The organism is Pseudomonas sp. F8002, from assembly GCF_013385495.1.
Taxonomy (GTDB): domain Bacteria; phylum Pseudomonadota; class Gammaproteobacteria; order Pseudomonadales; family Pseudomonadaceae; genus Aquipseudomonas.
In genome coordinates this window covers 1-23,493 of the sequence record NZ_JACAPW010000054.1, presented here as the reverse complement: position 1 = coordinate 23,493, position 23,493 = coordinate 1, and the positions used below count along the sequence as shown (strand labels likewise).

The 23,493-nt window shown below is 62.2% G+C and carries 22 protein-coding genes; 7 read left to right on the top strand and 15 right to left on the bottom strand.

From position 1 onward, the window contains the following. Window positions 1–119 precede the first annotated feature (119 nt). Complete coding sequence (locus tag HX811_RS31215) at window positions 120–662, bottom strand: helix-turn-helix domain-containing protein (protein ID WP_003209127.1); 543 nt, start codon at window positions 660–662, stop codon at window positions 120–122. A gap of 104 nt (window positions 663–766) precedes the next feature. Between HX811_RS31215 and HX811_RS31210 the strand changes: the two genes are divergently transcribed. From HX811_RS31210 to HX811_RS31190, 5 genes are all read left to right on the top strand, one after another. Then, window positions 767–1,549, top strand: coding sequence for an aldolase (locus tag HX811_RS31210; protein ID WP_003209128.1), 783 nt, complete (start codon window positions 767–769; stop codon window positions 1,547–1,549). Between the two features lie 27 nt (window positions 1,550–1,576). Further along, the gene (locus tag HX811_RS31205) at window positions 1,577–2,464 is read left to right on the top strand and encodes a dihydrodipicolinate synthase family protein (RefSeq protein WP_177048767.1); all 888 of its coding nucleotides are present in this window, start codon (window positions 1,577–1,579) and stop codon (window positions 2,462–2,464) included. Window positions 2,465–2,670: 206 nt separating this feature from the next. Next, complete coding sequence (locus HX811_RS31200) at window positions 2,671–3,210, top strand: RNA polymerase sigma factor (RefSeq protein WP_087692632.1); 540 nt, start codon at window positions 2,671–2,673, stop codon at window positions 3,208–3,210. Then, window positions 3,207–4,175, top strand: a complete 969-nt coding sequence (locus HX811_RS31195; RefSeq protein ID WP_177010033.1) for a FecR domain-containing protein — start codon at window positions 3,207–3,209, stop codon at window positions 4,173–4,175. The genes HX811_RS31200 and HX811_RS31195 overlap by 4 nt, the downstream gene beginning before the upstream one ends. Window positions 4,176–4,302: 127 nt before the next feature. Further along, window positions 4,303–6,861 (top strand): TonB-dependent receptor, encoded by a 2,559-nt coding sequence (locus HX811_RS31190; RefSeq protein WP_134325865.1) that lies wholly within the window; start codon window positions 4,303–4,305, stop codon window positions 6,859–6,861. A 105-nt stretch (window positions 6,862–6,966) separates the two neighbouring features. Here the strand turns inward: HX811_RS31190 and HX811_RS31185 are convergent, their stop codons facing one another. Continuing rightward, window positions 6,967–7,284, bottom strand: coding sequence for a ribbon-helix-helix domain-containing protein (locus HX811_RS31185; protein WP_003209138.1), 318 nt, complete (start codon window positions 7,282–7,284; stop codon window positions 6,967–6,969). 16 nt (window positions 7,285–7,300) lie between these two features. Further along, window positions 7,301–7,882, bottom strand: a complete 582-nt coding sequence (locus HX811_RS31180) for a DJ-1/PfpI family protein (protein ID WP_102606425.1) — start codon at window positions 7,880–7,882, stop codon at window positions 7,301–7,303. Window positions 7,883–8,206: 324 nt separating this feature from the next. Here HX811_RS31180 and HX811_RS31175 point away from each other — a divergent pair, with 324 nt between their 5' ends. After that, window positions 8,207–9,106, top strand: coding sequence for a DMT family transporter (locus tag HX811_RS31175; protein WP_003209142.1), 900 nt, complete (start codon window positions 8,207–8,209; stop codon window positions 9,104–9,106). A gap of 109 nt (window positions 9,107–9,215) precedes the next feature. Here the strand turns inward: HX811_RS31175 and HX811_RS31170 are convergent, their stop codons facing one another. From HX811_RS31170 to HX811_RS31155, 4 genes are read right to left on the bottom strand one after another with little or no spacing between them, the layout of a single operon-like run. Further along, window positions 9,216–10,433, bottom strand: coding sequence for an SAM-dependent methyltransferase (locus tag HX811_RS31170; RefSeq protein ID WP_087692636.1), 1,218 nt, complete (start codon window positions 10,431–10,433; stop codon window positions 9,216–9,218). 41 nt (window positions 10,434–10,474) lie between these two features. Next, window positions 10,475–11,092, bottom strand: coding sequence for a TPM domain-containing protein (locus HX811_RS31165; protein WP_177048764.1), 618 nt, complete (start codon window positions 11,090–11,092; stop codon window positions 10,475–10,477). Between the two features lie 28 nt (window positions 11,093–11,120). Next, the gene (locus tag HX811_RS31160) at window positions 11,121–11,849 is read right to left on the bottom strand and encodes a YgcG family protein (RefSeq protein ID WP_003209148.1); all 729 of its coding nucleotides are present in this window, start codon (window positions 11,847–11,849) and stop codon (window positions 11,121–11,123) included. Next, window positions 11,849–12,457, bottom strand: coding sequence for a LemA family protein (locus HX811_RS31155; RefSeq protein WP_003209150.1), 609 nt, complete (start codon window positions 12,455–12,457; stop codon window positions 11,849–11,851). The genes HX811_RS31160 and HX811_RS31155 overlap by 1 nt, the downstream gene beginning before the upstream one ends. Before the next feature lie 214 nt (window positions 12,458–12,671). On the opposite strand from HX811_RS31155, the gene bglX reads away from it, so the two are divergent. Continuing rightward, window positions 12,672–14,963, top strand: coding sequence for a beta-glucosidase BglX (gene bglX / locus HX811_RS31150; protein WP_177048754.1), 2,292 nt, complete (start codon window positions 12,672–12,674; stop codon window positions 14,961–14,963). A 146-nt stretch (window positions 14,964–15,109) separates the two neighbouring features. Here the strand turns inward: bglX and HX811_RS31145 are convergent, their stop codons facing one another. From HX811_RS31145 to HX811_RS31110, 8 genes are all read right to left on the bottom strand, one after another. Continuing rightward, window positions 15,110–16,267: a phosphatidylserine/phosphatidylglycerophosphate/cardiolipin synthase family protein gene (locus HX811_RS31145; protein WP_008430889.1), complete on the bottom strand. Its 1,158-nt coding sequence runs from the start codon at window positions 16,265–16,267 to the stop codon at window positions 15,110–15,112. Window position 16,268: 1 nt separating this feature from the next. Further along, window positions 16,269–16,850, bottom strand: a complete 582-nt coding sequence (locus HX811_RS31140; protein WP_177048752.1) for a YceI family protein — start codon at window positions 16,848–16,850, stop codon at window positions 16,269–16,271. Between the two features lie 183 nt (window positions 16,851–17,033). Continuing rightward, window positions 17,034–17,804, bottom strand: a complete 771-nt coding sequence (locus tag HX811_RS31135) for a helix-turn-helix domain-containing protein (RefSeq protein ID WP_177048750.1) — start codon at window positions 17,802–17,804, stop codon at window positions 17,034–17,036. A gap of 64 nt (window positions 17,805–17,868) precedes the next feature. After that, window positions 17,869–19,311: an amidase gene (locus HX811_RS31130; RefSeq protein WP_177048748.1), complete on the bottom strand. Its 1,443-nt coding sequence runs from the start codon at window positions 19,309–19,311 to the stop codon at window positions 17,869–17,871. After that, window positions 19,308–20,618 carry a citrate-proton symporter gene (locus HX811_RS31125; RefSeq protein ID WP_087692639.1) on the bottom strand — a complete coding sequence of 437 codons (1,311 nt, stop codon included), beginning with the start codon at window positions 20,616–20,618 and terminating at the stop codon, window positions 19,308–19,310. The genes HX811_RS31130 and HX811_RS31125 overlap by 4 nt, the downstream gene beginning before the upstream one ends. 56 nt (window positions 20,619–20,674) lie before the next feature. Continuing rightward, a complete protein-coding gene (locus HX811_RS31120; protein WP_177048746.1) occupies window positions 20,675–21,850 on the bottom strand; it encodes a M20 aminoacylase family protein in 1,176 nt (391 codons plus the stop codon). A 129-nt stretch (window positions 21,851–21,979) separates the two neighbouring features. Next, window positions 21,980–22,294: an amidase gene (locus tag HX811_RS31115; RefSeq protein ID WP_177048744.1), complete on the bottom strand. Its 315-nt coding sequence runs from the start codon at window positions 22,292–22,294 to the stop codon at window positions 21,980–21,982. Next, window positions 22,291–23,370, bottom strand: a complete 1,080-nt coding sequence (locus HX811_RS31110; RefSeq protein ID WP_177048743.1) for a serine hydrolase — start codon at window positions 23,368–23,370, stop codon at window positions 22,291–22,293. Before HX811_RS31110 ends, HX811_RS31115 begins: the two co-directional genes overlap by 4 nt. Between the last annotated feature and the right edge of the window lie 123 nt (window positions 23,371–23,493).

Sequence of the window (23,493 nt, the reverse complement as noted above, 5' to 3'; positions counted from 1 at the left end):
GCCGAGTGGTGGGGCAAGAGCGTTTTGCTTACTTTTGCGCTCTTCAAAAGTGAGCCGCTGTAAGAGCGGAACCGATATAAGCCATCACCCAAATAACGGATATGCCCCCACCCCCACCATCACCCCTCAGCACTATGCACCACCACCAAAAGCTGCGCCTGAACCTCCCCCACCGACCGAATCCGATGCGGCTTCTGCGCATTGAAATGCAACGCATCCCCCCGATTCAACACCACCCGCTCGCTCATGAAATCCACCTCAACCTGACCTTCATGCACAAACAAAAACTCCTCCCCCAAATGTTCCTTGAAGGTCTTGTCGGTGAACTCCGCCGGCGGGTAAATGATGAACGGCAACAAACTACGCTCACTGACCTGATGCGCCAACACCGCGTAACCCGGTGACGCATCGGTGCCCGACAACGCCTGCCGTTCGTGGCTGCGCACCAGGCTATAGCTGTCGAGGCTGACATTGTCCTCGCTGAACAATTCTTCGACCTTCACATTCAACGCCTTGGCCAGTTTCAGCGCCGCCGCAATCGACGGCGTATTCAACCCCCGCTCGACTTTCGACAGGTAACTCTTGGTCATCCCGGATTTTTCCGCGAGCGACTCCAACGTCACACCAAGTTTTTTTCTCAATATTTTCAAACGGATAGACATGCGCAGCGGTTAATCCATTAAAGAGGCGATGATGAATGCTTGCTAATGACACTTTGTGTCATATAGTCTCTTTAGTGTCATTTGCGACGAACAAGGACACTGATATGGCCAAGACATTAGCACTCCCGAAAGACCAACTGGTCAAGCAGGCGCTGACCCAGATGCAAAACACCCTGGCGGATAATACGTGGACCGACCGGCAAAAGCTGGCGCTGACCTGCCGGATCCTGTTCGAAAACGGCCACGACTCCGGCCTCGCCGGGCAGATCACCGCACGCGGCCCGACGCCTGGCACCTACTACACCCAACAACTGGGCCTGGGTTTTGATGAGATCACCGCCAGCAACCTGTTGCTGGTCAATGAAGACCTGGAGGTGCTGGAAGGCCATGGCATGCCCAACCCGGCCAACCGTTTTCACAGCTGGGTGTACCGCGGTCGCCCGGACGTGAACTGCATCATCCACACTCACCCGACCCACATCGCTGCGTTGTCGATGCTGGAAGTGCCGTTGCAGGTGTCCCACATGGACCTCTGCCCGTTGTACGAAGATTGCGCATTCCTCGAAGCCTGGCCCGGGGTGCCGGTGGGCAACGAAGAAGGTGAAATCATCACCGCTGCCCTGGGGGATAAACGCGCGATTCTGCTTTCCCACCACGGCCAATTGTCCACTGGGGCGAGCATCGAGGAAGCCTGTGTGATCGCACAGTTGATCGAACGCGCGGCCAAGTTGCAGCTGCTGGCGATGGCCGCCGGCACGATCAAGCCGATCCTGCCGGAACTGGGCCGCGAAGCCCATGACTGGATTTCCAAGCCCAAGCGCCACGGCGCCGCGTTCAACTACTACGCTCGGCAGAACCTGCGCCAACACGCCGATTGCCTGAACTGAAACCCTTTTTCGACCGGAGACCTTTCCATGTCCAGCCCTTCTATTCACGGCATTATCGGCTACACCATCACCCCGTTCAGCGCGGACGGCCAGCGCCTTGACCTCGACGCCCTGGGCCTTTCGATCGACCGCCTGATCGACAGCGGCGTGCACGCTGTCGCACCGTTGGGCAGCACCGGCGAAGGCGCCTATCTCAGTGATGCAGAGTGGGATGAAGTCGCCGCCTACAGCATCCAGAAGGTGGGCAAGCGTGTGCCGACCATCGTCAGCGTCTCCGACCTGACCACCGCCAAGGCCGTGCGTCGCGCGCAGTTTGCCGAGGCCCACGGCGCGGACGTGGTAATGGTATTGCCGGCCTCGTACTGGAAACTCAGCGAGGCGGAAATCCTCGCCCACTATGCGGCCATTGGCGACAGCATCGGCGTGCCGATCATGCTCTACAACAACCCGGCCACCAGTGGCACCGACATGTCGGTGGACTTGATCCTGCGCATCGTCAACAGCGTCGACAACGTGACCATGGTCAAGGAAAGCACCGGGGATATTCAGCGCATGCACCAATTGCACCGGCGCAGCGAGGGCCAGGTGCCGTTCTACAACGGCTGCAATCCGCTGGCACTGGAGGCGTTTGCGGCGGGCGCGAAAGGTTGGTGCACGGCCGCGCCGAATCTGATTCCTCAGCTCAACCTGGATTTGTATGAAGCCGTTTTGGCCAATGACCTGGAGAAAGCGCGGGAGCTGTTTTATCGCCAGTTGCCGTTGCTGGATTTCATCCTCAAAGGTGGCTTGCCGGCGACGATCAAGGCCGGTTTGCGGCTGACGGGCCTGGAGTCGGGGGATCCACGGCTGCCGGTGTTCCCGCTGGCTGAGGCAGGCCGTGTTCAGTTGCAAGAGCTACTGACCCTGTTGCGCTGAAACGCAATCCAAATGTGGGAGCGGGCTTGCTCGCGAAGGCAGTGGGTCAGTCAATTAATAGGTCGACTGACTCACCGCATTCGCGAGCAAGCCCGCTCCCACATTTAGTCCGCATCCAACCTTGGATTTTCAATAGAGACAAATGACAATAATTCTCGATATCATTCACGACTTTTCCACGTCGTGCTTCATCAAGAAGGATATCCATGTCTCGTCCCAAGCCCGACCCGCTGTCGGCCGATGCCTTTCGCGGGTTTTATGCAGATATCCTGCATTTCCTGCGTAAACGCACGGACAACGCCAGCGACGCGGCAGACATGACCCAGGATGTCTTCACCCAATGGCTGGACTACCGCGACCGGGCTCAGGTCGAGCAGCCACGGGCGTTTCTGTTCCAGATGGCGCGCAATCTGCTGCGCGATCACTGGCGCAAACAAAAGGTGCGGCACACCGTCCACCAGCAACAGGCCGAACTGGATGCCGAACCTGTCAGCGACTCGCGAGACGATCCCATGGCCGCCGCGCAACGCCTGCAACGCCTGGAACAGTTGAAAGAAGTCCTCTCTGAACTCTCGCCGAGAAGACGAGAAGCCCTTATGCTGCACCGCTTCGAAGGCTTGAGCCAGGCGCAGATCGCCGAGCGCATGGGCGTTTCGGTCAGCATGGTGGAAAAGCACATCGCTTTTGCCTTGCTGCATTGCAAGCAGCGACTTCAACAAGAACAGGGCAAGGAGCAGCCAGAATGACCCGCCTGAGCGACATCGACACCTGTGACATCGAGGCCAGCGACTCCATCGATGCCCAGGCCGCCAGCTGGTTTGCGCGCAACCGCAATGACGCCGGTCGCGCCGACCGCAAGGCGTTTGCCGCCTGGCAGTCCGAGCCGGCCAATGCCCGCGCCTATGCGGAATTCGAACAGCTGTGGGCCGACCTGGCGCAGTTGCAGCAACTGAACAAACCGACACCGCTGCCCGTGCGCAAACCACCCGTGTGGCGCCCGGCCCTGGCGGTGGCTGCCGCCCTGGTGTGTGCCGTGCTGACGAGCAACATCGGCGCCCCACGCGAACTGTTCCACGCCCAGGTCGCGGCCCATGCCAAAGGAATGCGCACCATGCATTTGCCTGACGGCAGCACCTTGTACGTCAACGCCAATACGCGCCTGCGGGTGGACTTCAACAGTCACCAGCGCATCGTGCATCTGGATCAGGGCCAGTTGTATATCGAGGTGGCGCCCGACAAGGAACGACCGCTGTTCGTGCAGGCCGGTGAAGCCAATGTGCGGGTGGTCGGCACCGGCTTCGATGTGCGGCGCAGCAAGCAGCAGTTGGTGGTCAGCGTGGCCCATGGGCAAGTGGCGTTCGATCCGGATGCCAGGCTGCCGGCCACCCTGCTCGGCGCCGATCAGCGCGCTACGTTCAGTTATGCCAAGGGCACGCTGCAGCAGCAAACCCTCACTGCCGGCGAGGTCGCCGATTGGCGCGGCGGCCACGTGTCGTTTCGTAATCGCGAACTGGCCAGCCTGATGGACGAGTTGAGCCTGTACCGGCCCCAGGCGCCGTTGCTGGTGGACAGCGCGGTGGCGCAACTGAAGGTCTCGGGCAATCTGGACGTGAATGATCCGGACGCCCTGCTCAACGCCCTGCCGGCACTGTTGCCGGTGAAAACCGTGGCCCTGGCCGACGGCAATATCAGGATCGAACCGCGCAAATAGCCCGCGGAATTCTTATTTGAGAATATTTTGCATTCGCATGTGAGGATTATTTTTCCTGCCGCGTCTTCCTCGGGTCTGCGTTTGATACGCACACCTTTCTGGCCATTTGGCTACTCCGGGGGATTTCATGTTTCGCGCGCCTTGCCACGTTCAGCACCTGTTTCTTCGACCCACCGCCATTGCCGCCTGCCTGGCCTTCAGCCTGAGTGCCCAGGCCGAGTCGTTCAAGCTGCAACTGCCGGCCCAGTCCCTGGCCACGTCCCTGAGCCAGGTGGCGCAGCAGGCGAAAATCCAGCTGCTGTTCGATGAAGCGCTGCTGAAAAATATCCAGGCGCCAGCCCTCAATGGCGACTTCACACCGGAAGTGGCGATTCGCACCCTGCTCAAGGACGGCGAGTTCGTATTGCTCAAGGTCGGCAGCACTTACGTGGTACGCCCCGAAGAGGGCAAGACCACCAACAGCAGCGCTATCCAGCTCGACGCCCTGAGCGTGATCGGCACCGGCAGCGAGGTCGACTCAACCACCGTCGGCCGTTCCACCCTGACCCAGGCGGACATCGACCGCTACCAGTCCAACAACATTCCCAGCCTGCTGCAAACCTTGCCCGGCATCAGCCAGGGCGGCTCGCTGAAGCCCGGTGGCCAGACCATCAACATCCGTGGTTTCGGCGACGCCGAAGACGTGCCGCTGACCGTCGATGGCGCCACCAAAAGCGGTTTTGAGCGCTACCAGCAGGGCACTGTGTTTATCGAGCCCGAGCTGATCAAGAGCATCGAAGTGGAGAAAGGCCCCAACTCGCCCTTCAGCGGCAACGGCGGCTTTGGCGGTACGGTCAACATGACCACCAAGGATGCCCCGGACCTGCTCAAGGACGGGCGCAACAGCGGTGCCATGCTCAAATACGGCTACTCCAGCAACGACCATGAGCAGGTCTACAGCAGTGCCGTTTACGGGCGAACCGATGACGGCCGCTTCGACGCGCTGGCCTACCTGACCCAGCGCGACGGCGGCGACATGAAACTGGCTGCCACCCTGCCCAACGACAACAACCAGTACCCGATCAACCCCAAGCGCCTGCCCAACAGCGCCCAGAATGTGGACGGCAAACTGTTCAAGTTCAATGCTCACTTCACCGATGAGCAAAGCCTGGGTCTGTCGTATTCGCGCTCCAACAGCCAGCGCTGGACGCCCTTCTCTGCCGCCAGCTACCCGACGCCGCCGACCCAGGCCAACATCGACCGCTATGGCTACGAAGCCGCGCTGAAACGCTTCCTGGCCAACCGCAATACCGTCGACACCACCTGGTCCGGCAAGTACGAATACCAGCCGATGAATAACCCGCTGGTGGACTTGACCATCAAGTACTCCGAATCCAATACCGACCAGACCGACGAGCGCGACGCCACGGCGTTTTTCCAGTTGGCCACCGGCGGGCGCAAGATGGACACCTCCTATAACGACAAGAACCTCGACGTACGCAACGTCAGCCTGTTTTCCACGGGTGCGTTGCAGCACGCGGTAACCACCGGTGTGCAAATCCGCAAGCACACCCGGGAAACCGAAATGTGGATGCCCGGCGCCACCTACAACACCCCGAAATACAACTACGGGCACTTCCAGCCGGGCTTCATGCCCCATGGCAAGGTCGACACCAACAGCTTCTTTATCCAGGACGCGGTGACGCTGGGCGATGTGACCATTACCCCGTCGATGCGCTATGACCATGTGCGCAACCGCGGCGAGGCCAACGACGCGCCGTACTACAGCAACCCGGACCCGGCCATCGGCCATGACTACAGCGACCGCACTTACACCGGCTGGTCGCCACGCCTGGCGGCGTACTGGACCATCACCCCGAACGTGGCGATGTTCGCCAACTGGAGCCGCACCTGGCGTGCGCCAGTGATCGACGAGCAGTATGAAGTCCAGGGCCTGGGCAGCCGCACCGCCACCAGCCTGGACCTGGACCCGGAGCGCATCACCTCCATCACCCTGGGCAACGTCACCAGCTTCGCCGATGTGTTCGCCCACGGCGACAACCTGCAACTGCGTACCACGCTGTTCCACAACAAGGTCGAGGACGAAATCTTCAAGGCCACAGGCGTGGGCTGCCAGAACCAGGCGGTCAACGGCGGAACGATTTCCAGCGCCTGCCCGCCGGGCGCGATGTCCAACTACCGCAACATCGGCGGCATGACCATCAAGGGTTTCGAGGCCGAGAGTTTCTATGACTCCACCTACGTGTTCGGCTCGGTATCGTTCGCCTACACCACCGGCAAACATGAAGGCGCCTACACCAACCCGTGGGGGCCGGACGTCTGGGCGCGGGACATTCCGCCAACCAAATGGGTGGTGGTGCTCGGCACCAAGATCCCGAGCCTGGATATGCGGGTGGGCTGGCAAGGGCAGTTCATCGGCGCCACCAGCCGCCTGCCGAGCGACAAGTATTCCGGCGGCCCGGGCACCAGCATCGGCGACCTGTTCTACGACCAGTACGGCAACAAGCGCTACAACACCCAGGGCCTCTTCGCCAGCTGGAAGCCGCAACAGGCTTACCTCAAGGGTACCGAGGTGAACTTCACCGTAGACAACCTGTTCAACAACAACTTTCGACCGGCCCTGAGCGGCGACCGCGCCTACACCAAGGGCCGGGATGCGAAGATCAGTGTGACGCGGTTCTTCTGACCCCACCTAATCAATGTGGGAGCGGGCTTGCTCGCGAAAGCGCTGGATCAGTCGGTACATGAGTTACCTGACACACCGCCTTCGCGAGCAAGCCCGCTCCCACATTCAGATCTTCTGCGCGCCATTTCTTGTATTCACAAGGCTGAGCTCTGGGGCGTGAACCCGCTGCTTGCTCAAATACCGCGTGCAACTCACCCGCAAGAACGAAGCAAAATTCACCACTTCGCCGCGGTAATCCATCACTTCTTCATACAGCTTGGCGATCAGTTGATTGGTGGTCATGCCATCCACCTCGGCGATCTCGCTGAGGATGTCCCAGAACTGGTTTTCCAGGCGCACGGTGGTCACCACGCCGCAGATGCGCAGGGAGCGCGAGCGGGATTCGTACAGAATCGGGTCGGCCTTGACGTACAGCTCGCACATGGCGATGACCTCCGCTTTACAGGGTGATTTTGGTGCCCAGCAGCCCGAGGAAACCCGCGAGCCAGCTTGGGTGCGCCGGCCACGCCGGGGCCGTTACCAGATTGCCTTGAACGTGACTGTCGGTCACCGGGATATCGATGAACGTACCGCCCGCCAGTCGTACCTCCGGCCCGCACGCCGGGTAGGCGCTGCACTCGCGGCCTTCCAGGATCCCGGCAGCCGCCAGCAGTTGCGCGCCATGGCACACGGCGGCGATGGGTTTGCCAGCCTGATCGAAATCCTTGACCAGTTGCAGGACCTTTTCGTTCAGCCGCAGGTACTCGGGGGCACGGCCACCCGGCACCAGCAGCGCGTCGTAGTCGGCAGCGTTCACCTTGGCAAAATCCGCATTCAGGGCAAACAGGTGCCCGGGCTTTTCGCTGTAGGTCTGGTCGCCTTCGAAGTCGTGGATCGCCGTGCGCACGGTCTGGCCGGCGGACTTGTCCGGGCACACGGCGTGCACGGTATGCCCCACCATCAGCAGCGCCTGGAACGGCACCATCACTTCATAGTCTTCGACGTAATCGCCGACCAGCATCAGGATTTTTTTCGCGGCCATGGGACATTCCTCCGGTTGAACGGTTGGGCAGACAGGAGTAGCCAAGATAGACCCGCAGGCTTGATCCGGGTAATGGCCCGCTACTACATCAGCACCCCGGCTTGTGTGGGAGCCGGGCTTGCGCGCGATGCAGACACCTCGGCCTGGCAGGTAAACTGCGTTGATCCCATCGCAGCCTCGCCAAGGCTCGACAGCTCCCACATGAACCGAGTCGCCCGTTCAAAACTGTACGGATAAATCCGCACCCAGCTGTAGGCCCGCGTTTTCCGGGCTTTGTGGCTAGATGAACGTCCACTTCCGGCCCATTCGATTCTGGTTCCTTCCATGAGCTCCCGCGAAAATACCGGCATGGCCCTCGGCCTGCTGGGCGTCGTCATCTTCAGCCTCACCCTGCCCTTCACCCGTATCGTGGTGCAGGAAATCCACCCGTTGCTCAATGGCCTGGGCCGGGCGTTGTTCGCGGCGGTGCCGGCGGCGGCGCTGTTGCTGTGGCGCCGTGAGCGCTGGCCCACCTGGCGCCAGGTGCGCGGGCTGACGCTGGTGATTGCCGGGGTGATCCTGGGTTTCCCGGTGTTGTCGGCCTGGGCCATGCAAACCTTGCCCGCGTCCCATGGCGCGCTGGTCAACGGGTTGCAGCCGCTGTGCGTGGCGCTGTATGCGGCGTGGCTGTCCCATGAACGGCCGTCGAAGGCCTTCTGGGCCTGCGCGGCGTTGGGCAGTGCGCTGGTGCTGAGTTACGCGTTGATCACCGGAGCCGGCAGCATCCAGGCGGGTGACCTGTTGATGCTCGGGGCGATTGCCGTGGGTGGCCTGGGTTATGCCGAAGGCGGCCGGTTGGCCAAGGAAATGGGCGGCTGGCAGGTAATCTGCTGGGCGCTGGTGCTGTCGACGCCGGTATTGATCGGGCCGGTGGCCTACCTGGCGCTGCAACACGAAGGGCCGATTTCCATGCGCACCTGGTGGGCGTTTGGTTATGTCTCGTTGTTTTCGCAGTTCCTGGGGTTCTTTGCGTGGTACGCCGGGCTCGCCATGGGTGGCATCGCCCGGGTCAGCCAGATTCAGCTGTTGCAGATCTTTTTCACCATCGCGTTTTCGGCGCTGTTTTTTGGTGAACACATCGAGCCGATTACCTGGCTGTTTGCCTGCGGGGTGATTGTGACGGTGATGTTGGGGCGCAAGACCAGCGTGAAGCCTGCGCCAGCTCCCAAGGCTAGCGCGATCTAATGTGGGAGCGGGCTTGCTCGCGAATGCGGTGGATCAGTTGATACATCAGGTGACTGACACACCGCTTTCGCGAGCAAGCCCGCTCCCACATTTTTGATTTGCGTCGTACTCAGGCGAGGTAACCGTCCGACCGCAGCAGGGTTTCAAGGCAATGTTCGGTGATGTTGTAGAACGCCTTGAGCTCCTGGATTTTCTCCAGGAGTTGAGCGTTGTCCACCGGCTCGGCACGCTTCACGGCCAGGATCATCTTGTTCTTGTTGGTGTGCTCCAACGAGATGAACTCAAACACCTTGGTCTCATAGCCGCACGCTTCAAGGAACAACGCGCGCAAACTGTCGGTGACCATTTCCGCCTGCTGGCCCAGGTGCAGGCCGTATTGCAGCATCGGCTTGAGCAGCGCCGGGCTCTGGATCTGCAGGCGAATCTGCTTGTGGCAGCACGGCGAGCACATGATGATCGACGCACCGGAGCGGATGCCGGTGTGAATCGCGTAGTCGGTGGCAATGTCGCAGGCATGCAGGGCGATCATCACGTCCAGCTCGCTGGGCGCGACGCTGCGCACATCCCCGCACTTGAACACCAGCCCCGGGTGGTCCAGGCGGGCGGCGGCGTTGTTGCACAGGGTCACCATGTCTTCGCGCAGTTCCACGCCGGTGACTTCGCCCTCGGCGTTGAGGGTGTTGCGCAGGTAGTCGTGGATGGCAAACGTCAGGTAACCTTTGCCCGAACCAAAGTCCGCGACCCGCACCGGCTGGTCCAGCTTCAGCGGCGAGGTGGTCAGCGCATGGCTGAACACTTCGATGAACTTGTTGATCTGCTTCCACTTGCGCGACATCGCCGGGATCAGCTCGTGTTTCGCGTTGGTCACGCCAAGGTCGGCGAGAAAGGGCCGGGTCAGGTCCAGGAAGCGATTCTTCTCGCGGTTGTGCTCGGCAGACGGCGCTTCGCGCAGTTGCTGCGGCTTGCTTTTGAACAGTGAGCTTTTGTTCTTCTTGCTGTATTCCAGCTGGGCTTCGTCGGTCACCGACAGCAGGTGCGCATTCTTGAACGCCGCCGGCAACAATTCGGCAATTGCCGCCACGCCGTCGGCCAGGGAGAAGTTCTTGGTGATGTCGCGGGTCTTGTAGCGATAGACGAAGGACAGGCAAGGCTGATCCTTGACCGTCAGCTGCTTGATGATCAGCTTCTGAAGATCAGGCTCGGTGCCGACGTACTTGGCCAGCACCAGCTTGATAAAGGCGTTTTGCTCAAGGCTCGCGCTCAGCAGTTCAAGGAACTGCGCGTGATGATCCGGCGCGGGGCTGGCAGGTTTAGCGGTGGCAGACATGAACAAAAACGCCTCGGGCAGGGAATGCCGGGAATTTTACACTACTCCAACACCACCAACCGATTCGGCAGCTCATTGCGTGCGTGGGTCACCGGTACGTGCTCCCTGAGCAATTCCCCGCAAGCCTCAATACACGCCACAAACCCGGCCAACGTCTGGCCTTGCTTCACCTGGCGGGTGAAGTCCTTGACGATCGCATCCCAACTGCTGTCATCCAGGCGACTGGATATCCCCTTGTCCACCAGGATTTCCACATACCGCTCGGCCTCACTGACAAAAATCAGCACCCCGGTGCTGCCCAGCGTGTGGTGCAGGTGCTGCTCGAGAAACTGCCGCCGTGCCAGGTTGGACGCGCGCCAATGGCGCACCGAGCGCGGGATCAGTCGCGTGGTGACCCTGGGCAAACGGAACACCAGGCACAGCACGACGAACGTGCCCCACTGCGCCAGCAGCAAGGTGTACATGGTCAACCAGCCCGACAGGTAGTGAATGATCCCCGGCACCACCAGCGCCAGCAGGCTGGCCCACAACAGCGGGATGTAGGCGTAGTCGTCGGCGCGGGCCGCGAGCACGGTCACCAGTTCGGCGTCGGTCTGTTGCTCGACCCGGGCGATCGCCTCGGCGACTTGGCGTTGCTCGTATTGACTCAGTAATGCCATGGTTGTTGATGCTCTCTCGTTATTGTCATTACCAGCCGCCCGAGGCGCCACCGCCGCCGAAACCACCGCCGCCGCCCCTGAAGCCACCGCCACCACCGCCTCCCCCGCCGCCACGACCGCTGCTGCTGAGAATCGCCAGCAGGATAGCGCCAACGGGCAGGCCCATGCGATTGCACAGCCACAACACTGCCAGCAACAGGATGAACAGGCCAATGGAAATGCCCGGGTTTTGCTTGGCGAAGTTGGCCTCGGACACATGCGCCGGTACGGCCAGCGGATCGCCGCCCACCACCTGCAGCATCGCCGCCACGCCGTCGCTGATGCCCTTGCTGTAGTTGCCCGCCTTGAACGCCGGGGCGATCACCTGGTTGATGATCACCCAGGATTGCGCATCCGTGAGTACGCCTTCCAGGCCATAACCCACTTCGATGCGAATCTTGTGCTCATCCCGGGCGACGATCAGCAGGGCGCCGTTGTCCTTGCCCTTCTGGCCGATGCCCCACGCGCGGCCCAGTTGATAACCGAAGTCTTCAATGGGCACGCCTTGCAGGTCGGGCACGGTGACCACCACGATCTGGTCGCCGCTGGTCTGCTCCAGCGCCTGCAACTGCTGGGTCAGCTGCGCACGCACGGCCGGGTCGATCATCTGGGCGTTGTCCACCACCCGTCCGGTCAGGGCCGGGAAATTCAGGGCGGCCTGGGCGGTCAGGCTGAAGGCCAGCAGCACCGCCGCCATCAGCCAAGCGCGCTTGCCCATCAGAATTTCACTTGCGGCGCTTTATCGGCATCGGCACTCGTGGCCTCGAAGTTGGCGCGGACCGGCAAGTCGCTGTACATCACGCTGTGCCACAGGCGGCCAGGGAAGGTGCGGATCTCGGTGTTGTAGGCCTGCACTGCCTGGATAAAGTCGCGGCGGGCCACGGCGATGCGATTTTCGGTGCCTTCAAGCTGCGATTGCAGGGCCAGGAAGTTCTGGTTGGCCTTCAGGTCCGGGTAGCGCTCGGACACCACCATCAAACGGCTGAGTGCACCGCTCAAACCGTCCTGGGCTTGCTGGAACTGCTTGAGTTTCTCGGGATTGTCGAGGGTGCTGGCGTCCACCTGGATCGAGGTGGCCTTGGCCCGCGCTTCGATCACGGCCGTCAGGGTGTCCTGTTCATGGGCGGCGTAGCCCTTGACCACTTCCACCAGGTTGGGGATCAGGTCGGCGCGCCGCTGGTACTGGTTCTGCACCTGGGCCCAGGCCGCCTTGGCCTGTTCGTCCAGGGTCGGGATCTTGTTGATGCCGCAACCGCTCAGCACGGTGCTCACCAGTATCAATGCCACGGCCTTCCAGCCCCAACGGTAACCTTGTGCTGCTTGCATGGTGTTTCTCCTGCCAAACCTATGAAATTTACCGACTGACGCGTTAGCCACGGGCTTAGGGCATAATCCGCCACCACCCACTGGATTGCATCGTGCCAATCAGCTAAAAGATGCCCAGCGCCAATAAGAGTTCAGAAGTGTGCGGTATTTATCTGAACAACACCCGAACAACAATAGACGCTCTCCGGTCCCAAGGCTGCGAGAAAGGATTTTCATGAAGAAGCTGTGTTTGCTGGGCCTTGTTGTCAGTTTGGCCACTCATTCCGTATTAGCCGAAACAAAGCCCGCAGTGCTCAAGGACAAGGACGCCTTCGTCAGTGACCTGCTCAAGCAGATGACCCTTGATGAGAAGATCGGCCAATTGCGCCTGATCAGCATCGGCCCCGAAATGCCCCGCGAACTGATCCGCAAGGAAATCGCCGCCGGTCGCATCGGCGGCACCTTCAATTCGATAACCCGCCCGGAAAACCGTCCGATGCAGGACGCAGCCATGCGCAGCCGGTTGAAGATCCCGATGTTCTTCGCCTATGACGTGATCCACGGCCACCGCACGATATTCCCCATCAGCCTGGCCCTGGCTTCCAGCTGGGACATGGACGCCATCGGCCACTCCGGGCGCATCGCCGCCCAGGAAGCTGCCGCCGACAGCCTCGACATCACCTTCGCGCCGATGGTCGACATCTCCCGCGACCCGCGCTGGGGCCGTACCTCCGAAGGCTTTGGCGAAGACACCTACCTGACCTCGCGCATTGCCGAAGTGATGGTCAAGGCCTTCCAGGGCAGCAGCCCGGCCAAGGCCGACAGCATCATGGCCAGCGTCAAGCACTTCGCCCTGTATGGCGCGGTGGAAGGCGGTCGCGACTACAACGTGGTCGACATGAGCCCGGTCAAGATGTACCAGGACTACCTGCCGCCCTACCACGCCGCCATCAAGGCTGGCGCCGGTGGCGTGATGGTTGCGCTGAACTCGATCAACGGCGTACCCGCCACCGCCAACACCTGGCTGATGAACGACCTGCTGCGCAAGGACTGGGGCTTCAAGGGCCTGGCCGTGAGCGACCACGGTGCGATCTTCGAGCTGATCAAGCACGGCGTGGCCAAGGACGGGCGTGAAGCCGCCAAGCTGGCGATCAAGGCCGGGATCGACATGAGCATGAACGACTCGCTCTACGGTAAGGAATTGCCAGGCCTGCTGAAGTCCGGCGAGATCGAACAGAGCGACATCGACAACGCCGTGCGCGAAGTGCTCGGCGCCAAGTACGACATGGGCCTGTTCGCCGACCCGTACCTGCGCATCGGCAAGGCCGAGGATGACCCGGTCGACACCTACGCCGAAAGCCGCCTGCACCGCGCCGACGCACGTGACGTGGCACGCCGCAGCCTGGTGCTGCTGAAAAACCGGAACAACGCCCTGCCGCTGAAAAAGAGCGCGACCATCGCCCTGGTCGGCCCGCTGGCCAAGGCGCCAATCGACATGATGGGCAGCTGGGCCGCTGCCGGTAAACCCGCGCAATCGGTGACCCTGCTGGACGGCATGAACGCCGTGATCGGCGACAAGGGCAAGGTGATCTATGCCCGTGGCGCCAATATCACCAACGACAAGAAAGTCGTCGACTACCTCAACTTCCTGAACTTCGATGCCCCGGAAGTTGTGGATGACCCGCGCTCGTCCCAGGACATGATCGACGAAGCCGTCAAGGCCGCCAAAGGCGCCGATGTGGTCGTGGCCGCCGTGGGCGAGTCCCGTGGCATGTCCCACGAATCGTCGAGCCGCACCGACCTGAACATCCCGCAGAGCCAGCGCGACCTGATCAAGGCTTTGAAAGCCACCGGCAAACCGCTGGTGCTGGTGTTGATGAACGGCCGTCCGCTGTCGATTGTCGAGGAGAACGAACAGGCTGACGCAATCCTGGAAACCTGGTTCGCCGGCACCGAAGGCGGCAACGCTATCGCTGACGTGCTGTTCGGTGACTACAACCCGTCGGGCAAGCTGCCGATCACCTTCCCGCGTTCGGTGGGGCAGATTCCGACCTACTACAACCACCTGAGCATTGGCCGGCCGTTCACTCCGGGCAAGCCGGGCAACTACACCTCGCAGTACTTCGATGACACCACCGGGCCGCTGTTTCCGTTCGGTTACGGCTTGAGCTACACCAGTTTCAGCCTGTCGGACATGGCGCTGTCGTCCACCACCCTGAACAAGACCGGCAAGCTCGACGCCACCGTGGTGGTGAAAAACACCGGCAAGGTCGATGGCGAAACCGTGGTGCAGCTGTATATCCAGGACGTGGCCGGCTCGATGATCCGCCCGGTGAAGGAATTGAAGAACTTCCAGAAGATCATGCTCAAGGCGGGCGAAGAGCGCGCGGTGCACTTCACCATCACCGAGGAAGACTTGAAGTTCTACAACACCCAGCTGAAGTTTGCGGCTGAGCCGGGCGAGTTCAATGTGCAGATCGGGTTGGATTCCCAGGATGTGAAGCAGCAGAGCTTCGAACTGCTTTGATCTAACGCTGTAAACCCGGTCAGTGTGGGAGCTGGCTTGTGTGGGAGCCGGGCTTGCCCGCGATTGCATCACCTCGGTGCATCTGAAGTACCGAGGTGCCTGCATCGCAGGCAAGCCAGCTCCCACATTTGATCTCAGTGTCCTGGCTAGCCGCGGCGGTCCAGCAGGTTGACCACCAACCGATCAATCCACCCCCACACCCGCTGCTTCACCCGCCGCCACAATGGCCGCGACTGCCATGCCTCAAGGCTCACCGCCTGGCTCAGGGCAAAATCCCGCTCGAAACTCCCCACCACTGCCAACGTCAATTCCGGGTCCAACGCTTCCAGGTTCGCTTCCAGGTTGAAGCGCAGATTCCAGTGATCGAAGTTGCACGAGCCAATGCTCACCCAATCGTCCACCAGCACCATTTTCAAGTGCAGGAAGCACGGCTGGTATTCAAAGATCTGCACCCCGGATTTGAGCAAACGCGGGTAGTAACGGTGCCCGGCATACCGCACCGACGGGTGATCGGTACGTGGCCCGGTCAACAGCAAACGCACATCCACCCCGCGCCCCGCCGCCCGGCGCAGGGCACGCCGTACGCTCCAGGTCGGCAGGAAATACGGCGTGGCCAGCCAGATACGCTGGTGGCCGCTGTTCAGCGCGCGGATCAGTGACTGCAAGATATCCCGATGCTGGCGGGCGTCGGCATAGGCCACACGCCCCAGCCCCGGTCCTGTCGCTGGCACCTTGGGCAACCGTGGCAGGCCAAAATGCGTGGCCGGTTTCCAGGCTCTACGATCGTCGTTCGCCAGCCACTGACGGTCGAACAACGCCTGCCAATCCAGCACCAGCGGGCCACGAATCTGCACCATCACTTCGTGCCAATCGGCGGTGTCTTCCCCGGGCGTCCAGAATTCATCCGTCACGCCGGTGCCGCCGACCACGGCGATGGTCTGGTCGATCAACAACAGCTTGCGGTGGTCCCGATAGAGGTTGCGCATCCAGCGGCGCCAGCTCAGGCGGTTGTAGAATCGCAGGTCCACCCCGGCGTCGATCAACCGCCGACGCAGGCCCAGGGTAAACGCCAGGCTGCCGTAGTCATCGAACAGGCAACGTACGCGCACGCCACGTTCGGCGGCCGCCACCAGGGCCTGAACCATCGCCTCGGCACACGCGCCCGCCTCCACCAGATACAGCTCCAGCGCCACCTGTTGCTCAGCCTGGGCGATACCTTCCAGCATGCGCGGGAAGAAACTCGGGCCGTCGACCATCAGCTCGAAACGGTTGGCGCTGCGCCACGGGAACACTGCGCCGCTCATGTCAGCGCGCCGTGAAAATCAGTACCGCACCCACCGGCACCGACAGGCTGATCTGCGACAGCCCGGCGGCCTTGCGCAATGCGGCTACCCCCGGCAGCAAATCGAAATCCTCGGCGTGCACCACCAATGGCTCCAGGGTGACCACCTGGAAGCGTCGATCATCCAGGCGGGTCGCCAGCAGCTCGGCGCTGTAGGTCTGGGTCTTGCCGTGCAGCGTCACCGACAGCGGCAGGCGCAACTCGTATTGCGCACCGGGGGCCAGGTCGTTGATCGGTTGCAGGTTGATCTGCGCGTTGATCACCGCGTCCGGGAAGGTCTTGATCTCGAACAGCTCATTGCGCATGCGCTCGTCGCGGAGCGGGATGCCGCTGTTGATCGACTCCAGTTCGACTTCCAGCTGCGCCGCGCCTTTGCTGTCGACCTTGCCATGCAGCACCAGGAAGCGCTGCACTTCAGCGATGTCGGTGTTCTTGGTGGTGACGAACGACAGGCGCGAGGACTCGTTGTCCAGGTACCAGTCGGCATGGGCAGGCACGGCGGCAGCGGCCAGCAGCAGGAAGGCCATGGGTTTGAACAGGGACATAAAGACTCGTGGGGCGAAAAACCTGGACGAACCTTAAGCGCAATGTAACGAGCGGCGCAAATCCAATGTGGGAACGGGCTTGTGTGGGAGCGGGCTTGCTCGCGAACGCGGTGTGTCAGTCACTTGATGTATTAACTGACCCACCGCTTTCGCGAGCAAGCCCGCTCCCACATGAGCTGCATTTCAGGCCAACGCTTCCTGCACATCGCGAATCGTCGACTCCAGGCTGGCCAGGTGCAGGCTCAGCACCCGTTCCACCGGTGCCTGATCCATCGGCCAATGCAGCGCCATGCTGCCCACCAACCGGCCATTGGCCCGCACCGGCAAGGCCACCGCGCGAATCAGGAACGGCAGGCGCACCGGGTATTCCCAGTAGCCTTCGGTGCGTTGGCCAAACCCCTGGTGCTGGGATTGTTCACACGCCCGGTATTGATCGTCTTCCGCCACATGCTCACGGCCTGCCAGGCGCTGCACTTCATCCGCCGACAGTTGCGACAGGCACGCCTTGCCCATGGCCGAATGAAACAGGCTGGCGTGCTGGCCGACGATCTGGCAATTGTTCGGGTAGAGCTTGCGCAGCGCCGTGGGGATCGCGCTTTCCATCACCTCCAGGCGTTCGCCGTCGAAGCTCGACAGGTCCACCACCAGGCCGGTGCGCTCGCTGAGGTCCAGCAGACACGGCGCGGCGCTTTCCACCAGTTGGCGTTTGAAGCGTTGCTGGGTGTCGCCGAACAACCGTCTGGCCCGCAGGCGATAACGCCGGTCGCTGAGGCCACGATAGATCCAGCCCTGTTCCTGCAAGGTCAGCAGCATCCGCGAGACCGTGGCCTTGGGCAGGTGAGTCAGGTAATGCAACTCTTCCAGCCCCAGCGCCTGATGCTCGCCGAGCAATTCGATGATCGCCAGTGCCCGCCCTACTGAGCGTACGGTTCCCGTCTCGGCGTCGCTGCCCATGTGTCGATCTCCTTGATGCCGATGGATGATCTGATTTCACAGCAAGATACAGGCCCGTCGCGACTCAGCCGGTCGTCGAGAGGCAAGCAGGCGGCCGCCGCTGCACCCACTGGGTCAGTTGTTCGTGGGCGTATGCCAGTTGCAACACCGCCCTGTCCGCCTGGGCCGGGCCGATGATTTGCAGGCCCATGGGCAAACCCTGGGGGTTGAAACCCACCGGCACGTTCATGCTCGGCAAACCGGCCAGCGTGGGGCCGATTACCACTTCCATCCACCGGTGGTAGGTGTCCATCTCGCGCCCTGCGACGAGGCGTGGCCAGGCTTGTTGTGCATCGAAAGGGAACACTTGGGCGGTGGGCAGCAACAGGAAATCGTAACGTTCGAACAGTTTGCCGAGGGCGCGGTACCAGTCGCTGCGGTTGATCGAAGCCTGGTAAACGTCCGCCGCACTCAGTTGCAATCCGCCCTGCACTTCCCATTGCGCCTCCGGCTTGAGCAGTGCACGTTTTTGCGGGTCGGCGTACGCCGCGCCGAGGGAGCCCTGGATCAGCCAATGGCGGTGCACCAGCCAGGTCTGCCACAGGCGTTCCAGAGAAAATTCCGGTTGGCAGTGCTCGACCTCGCAACCCAGCGCAGCGAAGTCCTTGAGGGCCGATTCGCACAGGCTCATCACGCCGTCTTCCATCGGCAGGTAACCGTTGTAATCCCCGAGCCAGCCCAGGCGTGCACCCTTGAAGTCGCGCTGCAATGGCTCGCCAAACATCGCCGGATCCTCCTTGAGCGACAGCGGCACCCGAGGGTCATAGCCGGCCTGCACACTCAGCAGCCGCGCCACATCCGCCACGCTGCGACCCATCGGGCCTTCCGTGGCCAGTTGCTGGACGAACAGCTCCGGCGCCGGCCCGTGAGGCACCCGACCCTGGGACGGACGCAGGCCAAATACGTTATTGAACGCCGCCGGGTTTCGCAGCGAGCCCATCATGTCGCTGCCATCCGCTACCGGCAGCATGCGCAATGCCAGCGCCACCGCCGCGCCGCCGCTGCTGCCACCGGCCACCAGGCGCGGGTCATAGGCGTTGCCGGTGGTGCCGAACACGCTGTTGTAGGTCTGCGAGCCCAGGCCAAATTCCGGCACGTTGGTCTTGCCGATGATGATCGCGCCACTGGCCCGAACCCGCGCCACGCTGATCGCATCTTCTTGAGGAACATGCTCGGCGAACAGCGGCGAACCGAGGGTGGTGCGCAGGCCCTGGGTCGCCGCCAGGTCCTTGATCGCCTGGGGCATGCCGTGCATCCAGCCACGGGATTGGCCTTGGTCCAACTCGCGATCACGCTGCGCCGCTTCGGCCAGCACGTCCTCATGGGAGCGCAGCGAGACCAGCGCATTCACCGTCGGGTTGAAGCGTTCGACCTGGGCCAGATACGCCTGCATCACTTCATGGCAGGACACCTGCCGCGCATGGATCGCCCGAGACAGTTCGATGGCATCCAGTTCAACAATACTCAAGGTTTCACCTCGCTGGAAAACGGCGCCGGTCGTTTCGCCCGTGGCGCCTCATGCATGCAGTAAGTGCCCAGCAGCGTCAGGACACAAGCGAACAGCACATAAAATGCCGGGGCTACCGGCGTGCCCAGCACCTTGCTGAGCCAGGTGACGATCAACGGCGCAAAGCCCCCGAATACCATCACCGCCACGTTGTAAGCCACCGACACCCCGGTGGAGCGTACTTCGATGGGAAACTGCTCGGCCAGGGCCGTCGGCGCCGGGCCGAAAAAGCCGCCGATGGCAGTGCACAACATCACCTGCATCACCAGCAAACGCTCAATGGACGGTGCCGCCGCGACCCACACATACAGCGGGTACACCATCACAAAAAACGCCAGGGTGAACGCCATCAATACCGGGCGCCGACCGAACCGATCCGACAGCAGGCCGGACAGCGGAATCACCACGGTCATCAGCGCCACCGCGAACATCTGCACCATCAATACCTGGTCCAGCGGCAGGCCGAGGTTCTTGTGGGCGAAGGTCGGCATGTTCACCAGCACCACGTAGAACGACACCGTTGCACCACAGGCCAGGCCCATCGAAACAAGGATGCTGCGGCGGTGATCGCGGATGACGTCCATCAAGCTCGGCGCCGCACCCTTGGCCTGTTTGCGTGCCTCGATAAATTCCTCGGGGTCTTCCATGTGCCGGCGGATCCACAAGCCCACGGGACCGATCAGCAAGCCGAAGATGAACGGCAGGCGCCAGCCCCAGACTTCAAGGGTTTGCGGCTCGAAGAAGTGCGTGACCAACGCCACCATCGCCGCGCCGCCGAACACCGCCAGGCACTGTCCCACCAACTGCCAGGAACCGTACAGGCCCTTGCGATGGGCCGGCGCGCTCTCCACCAGGAACGCCGTGGCACTGGCGTATTCACCGCCGGTGGCAAAGCCCTGCAGCATGCGCGCAACCACGATCAGCATCGGCGCGCCCATGCCGATGGCAGCATAGCTGGGGGCGAAAGCGATCAGGGCGATGGAGATGGTCATCAACCGGATGATCAGTTGCATCGCGGCCTTGCGGCCTTTGCGGTCCGAATACATGCCCAGCAGAATCCCGCCCACCGGGCGCATGAAGAAGCCGACGCCAAAGGTGGCCAGGGCCATCAGCAGCGAGGCGTATTCATCCTCCGAGGGGAAAAACTGCCGGGCGATAATGCTGGCGAGAAAGCCGTAGACGATGAAGTCATACCATTCCAGCGCGTTGCCGATCACCGCTGCCACCACTTGGCGGGTGCGGGATACACCTTGTTTTGAAGCCTGCATGGGAACACTCCATTCAACCAGTCGGAAAAGGGTCCAGCGGCAGAAAAAAGAGGTCGTCAGGCGGGCTTGAGCCAGCTCTCGGCCAGCGCGCCCCAGTAGGCGGCGCCGGTCAACAGGATGTCGTCGTTGAAGTCATAGGCGGGGTTGTGGACCATCGGCCGCGACACGCCGTTGCCGATAAACAGGTAGCTGCCGGGGCAGCGTTGCAGCATCCAGGCGAAGTCTTCGCTGCCCATCAGCTTGGTGGTGTTGCCGTCGACGGCATCTTCACCCAGCAGGGCGACGCCGACCTGGCGGGCGAATTCGGTTTCTTCGGGAGGGTTGACCAGCACCGGATAGGCCGGGCGATGTTCGATCTGCGCGGTGCAGCCGAAGCTCGCGGCCTGGGTCAGGATGATCGCCTTGACCCGCTCCAGCATCAGTTCACGCACGTTTGCATCCAGGGCACGCAGGCTCAAACGCAACAGTGCTTGCTGAGGAATCACGTTGGCCGCCTGGCCCGCTTGCAGGGCACCGACGGTCACCACGGCGGCTTCCTGGGCATTGATATTGCGCGCCACCACGGTCTGCAATGCCATGACCATACTGGCGGCGGCCACCAGCGGGTCGACCGTCAGGTGCGGCATGGAGCCATGGCCACCGACGCCTTCGAGGGTCACGGTGAGCAGGTCCTGGGAGGCCATCATCGGTCCAACGCGCAGGCCCAGATGGCCGGCGGGCAAGCCCGGCATGTTGTGCATGCCGAACAATGCGTCGCAGGGAAACCGCTCCAGCAAGCCGTCGGCGAGCATGGCTTCGGCGCCGCCCTGGCCTTCTTCGGCGGGCTGGAAAATCAGGTTCAGGGTGCCGTCGAATTGACGGGTCGCGGCCAGGTAACGCGCGGCGCCCAGCAGCATGGTGGTGTGGCCGTCATGACCGCAGGCATGCATGCAGCCGGCGTGTTGGCTGCTGTAGCTGGCGCCGGTGTTTTCGATGATCGGCAACGCGTCCATGTCGGCGCGGATACCGAGCTTGCGCGAGCTGCTGCCATTGCGCAGCACACCCACCACGCCGGTCTGGCCGATGCCGGTATGGACTTCGTAGCCCCAGTTACGCAGGGATTGCGCCACCAGGGCGGAGGTGCGGTTTTCTTCAAAACCCAGTTCGGGGTGGGCGTGAATGTCCTGACGCACGGCGTGCAGGTCGCTGGCGACATCGCTCAGCCAATCCAGGATGTGCTGGTGTGGGCTCATGGTGATTCTCCTCGCAGGCGGGTGTTCCCGTTCTTTTTCGTTGCACACCGCCAGATAACCGCGATGTGCGCAGGAGGACAATCAAAGGTGGTTCCACCCTGTGGAACCTCAGCCCCACCTGTGGCTGCATTAGGGCAAGAGGCGGCAGCCCTCGCGTTGGCCCAGCCATTGGGTACTGTGTGTGCGGCCCAGGCCGCTGGCGGTCACGAGGTGATTTTCCGGATTGTCGGTGAAGGCGCTGGTGGGCACGTATTGCTTCACATAACCCTGGCAATAATCAGCGGGATTGCCTTCCACATATCGGCAGGAGCAGTACTCCTTGGCGGTGTAGGCCGCGATGATGTCGGGGAAGGCTTGCAGGTTGACCCGCTCGTGCCAGACCCAGCCGAGCAACACGAGTAACAGCAGGGTCAACAGGCTGATGAAGGGATGACGGCGGATCATGGTTGCACCGCTGCAAGGACGCGCTTGAGGAGTTCGTTGTGGCGATAGCTGCCGTCGCGGTCGTCACCGTAGCGCACGATGACCAGCTGTTTTTCGGGCATCACGTAGAGCGCCTGCCCCCAGTGGCCGAGGGCGGCGAAGGTGTCGGCGGGCGCGTCCGGCCAGGGTCTGGCGACGCCCTGCACTTCGCGGTTGAGCCACCATTGGCCGCCCGGAACGGCTTCGTCCTGGCCCGCCTTGTACTTGTCGAACGGTTGGCGATTGAACGCGACCCACTCCTTGGGCAGCAACTGTTGCTCGCCCCAACGGCCGTCGCGCTGCATCAGCAGGCCGACACGGGCCAGGTCGCGGGCGGTGAGGTAGGCATATGAGGACGCGACGAAGGTTTCCTCGGCATCGCTTTCCCAGGTGGCGTTGCGGATGCCCAGTGGCTGGAACAGGGCGGTCCATGGGTAGTCGACGTAGGCCTTGTGGCCGAGCATGCCCTTGAGGGTGGCGGACAGGATATTGCTGTCGCCACTGGAATAGCGGAATGCCTGGCCGGGGGCGCTGGAGGTCGCGGTGTCGGCGGCGAACTCGGCCATGTCGTGGTGGCCGCGGGTGTAGAGCATGGCGACCACCGAGGATTTCAGCGGGGCGTATTCGTAGTCTTCCTGCCAGTCGAGGCCCGAGGCCCAGTGCAGCAGGTCGGCCATGGTCACGCCGGGGTGTTGTTTCATCGGCGGGTAAAAGCGCGCGGCGGGGTCGGTGAGTTTGAAGCGGTTTTCGCCGAAGGCCACGCCGAGCACGGTGGCCATCAGGCTTTTGCTGATGGACCAGGTCAGGTGCGGGGTGCTGGCGGTGGTGGGGGCGGCGTAGCGTTCGTAGATGATCTGGCCGTCGCGGATGACCAGCAAGGCGTCGGTGCGGACGCCTTTGCGGGTGGTGTCGTCGCGGGGTGGGAAGGCGTAGTCATCCAGGGCTTGGGCGGCCGGGCCGGTTAGCGGTTGGCCTTGGGACCAATCCTTCTGCGGCCAGGTTTCGGCGTGGGCCGTCAGGGTGAACAGCAGCGCGGCGTAGAGCAGGCCTTTGAACATGGAATTGGGACTCGTGGGGCGTTCGAGCCCGCGAGCCTAGCCCAGGGGGATGACGGTTTTGTTACGGACCCTGGGGTGAGTACATATCCGTTATTTGGGTGATGGCTGATATGGGTTCCGCTC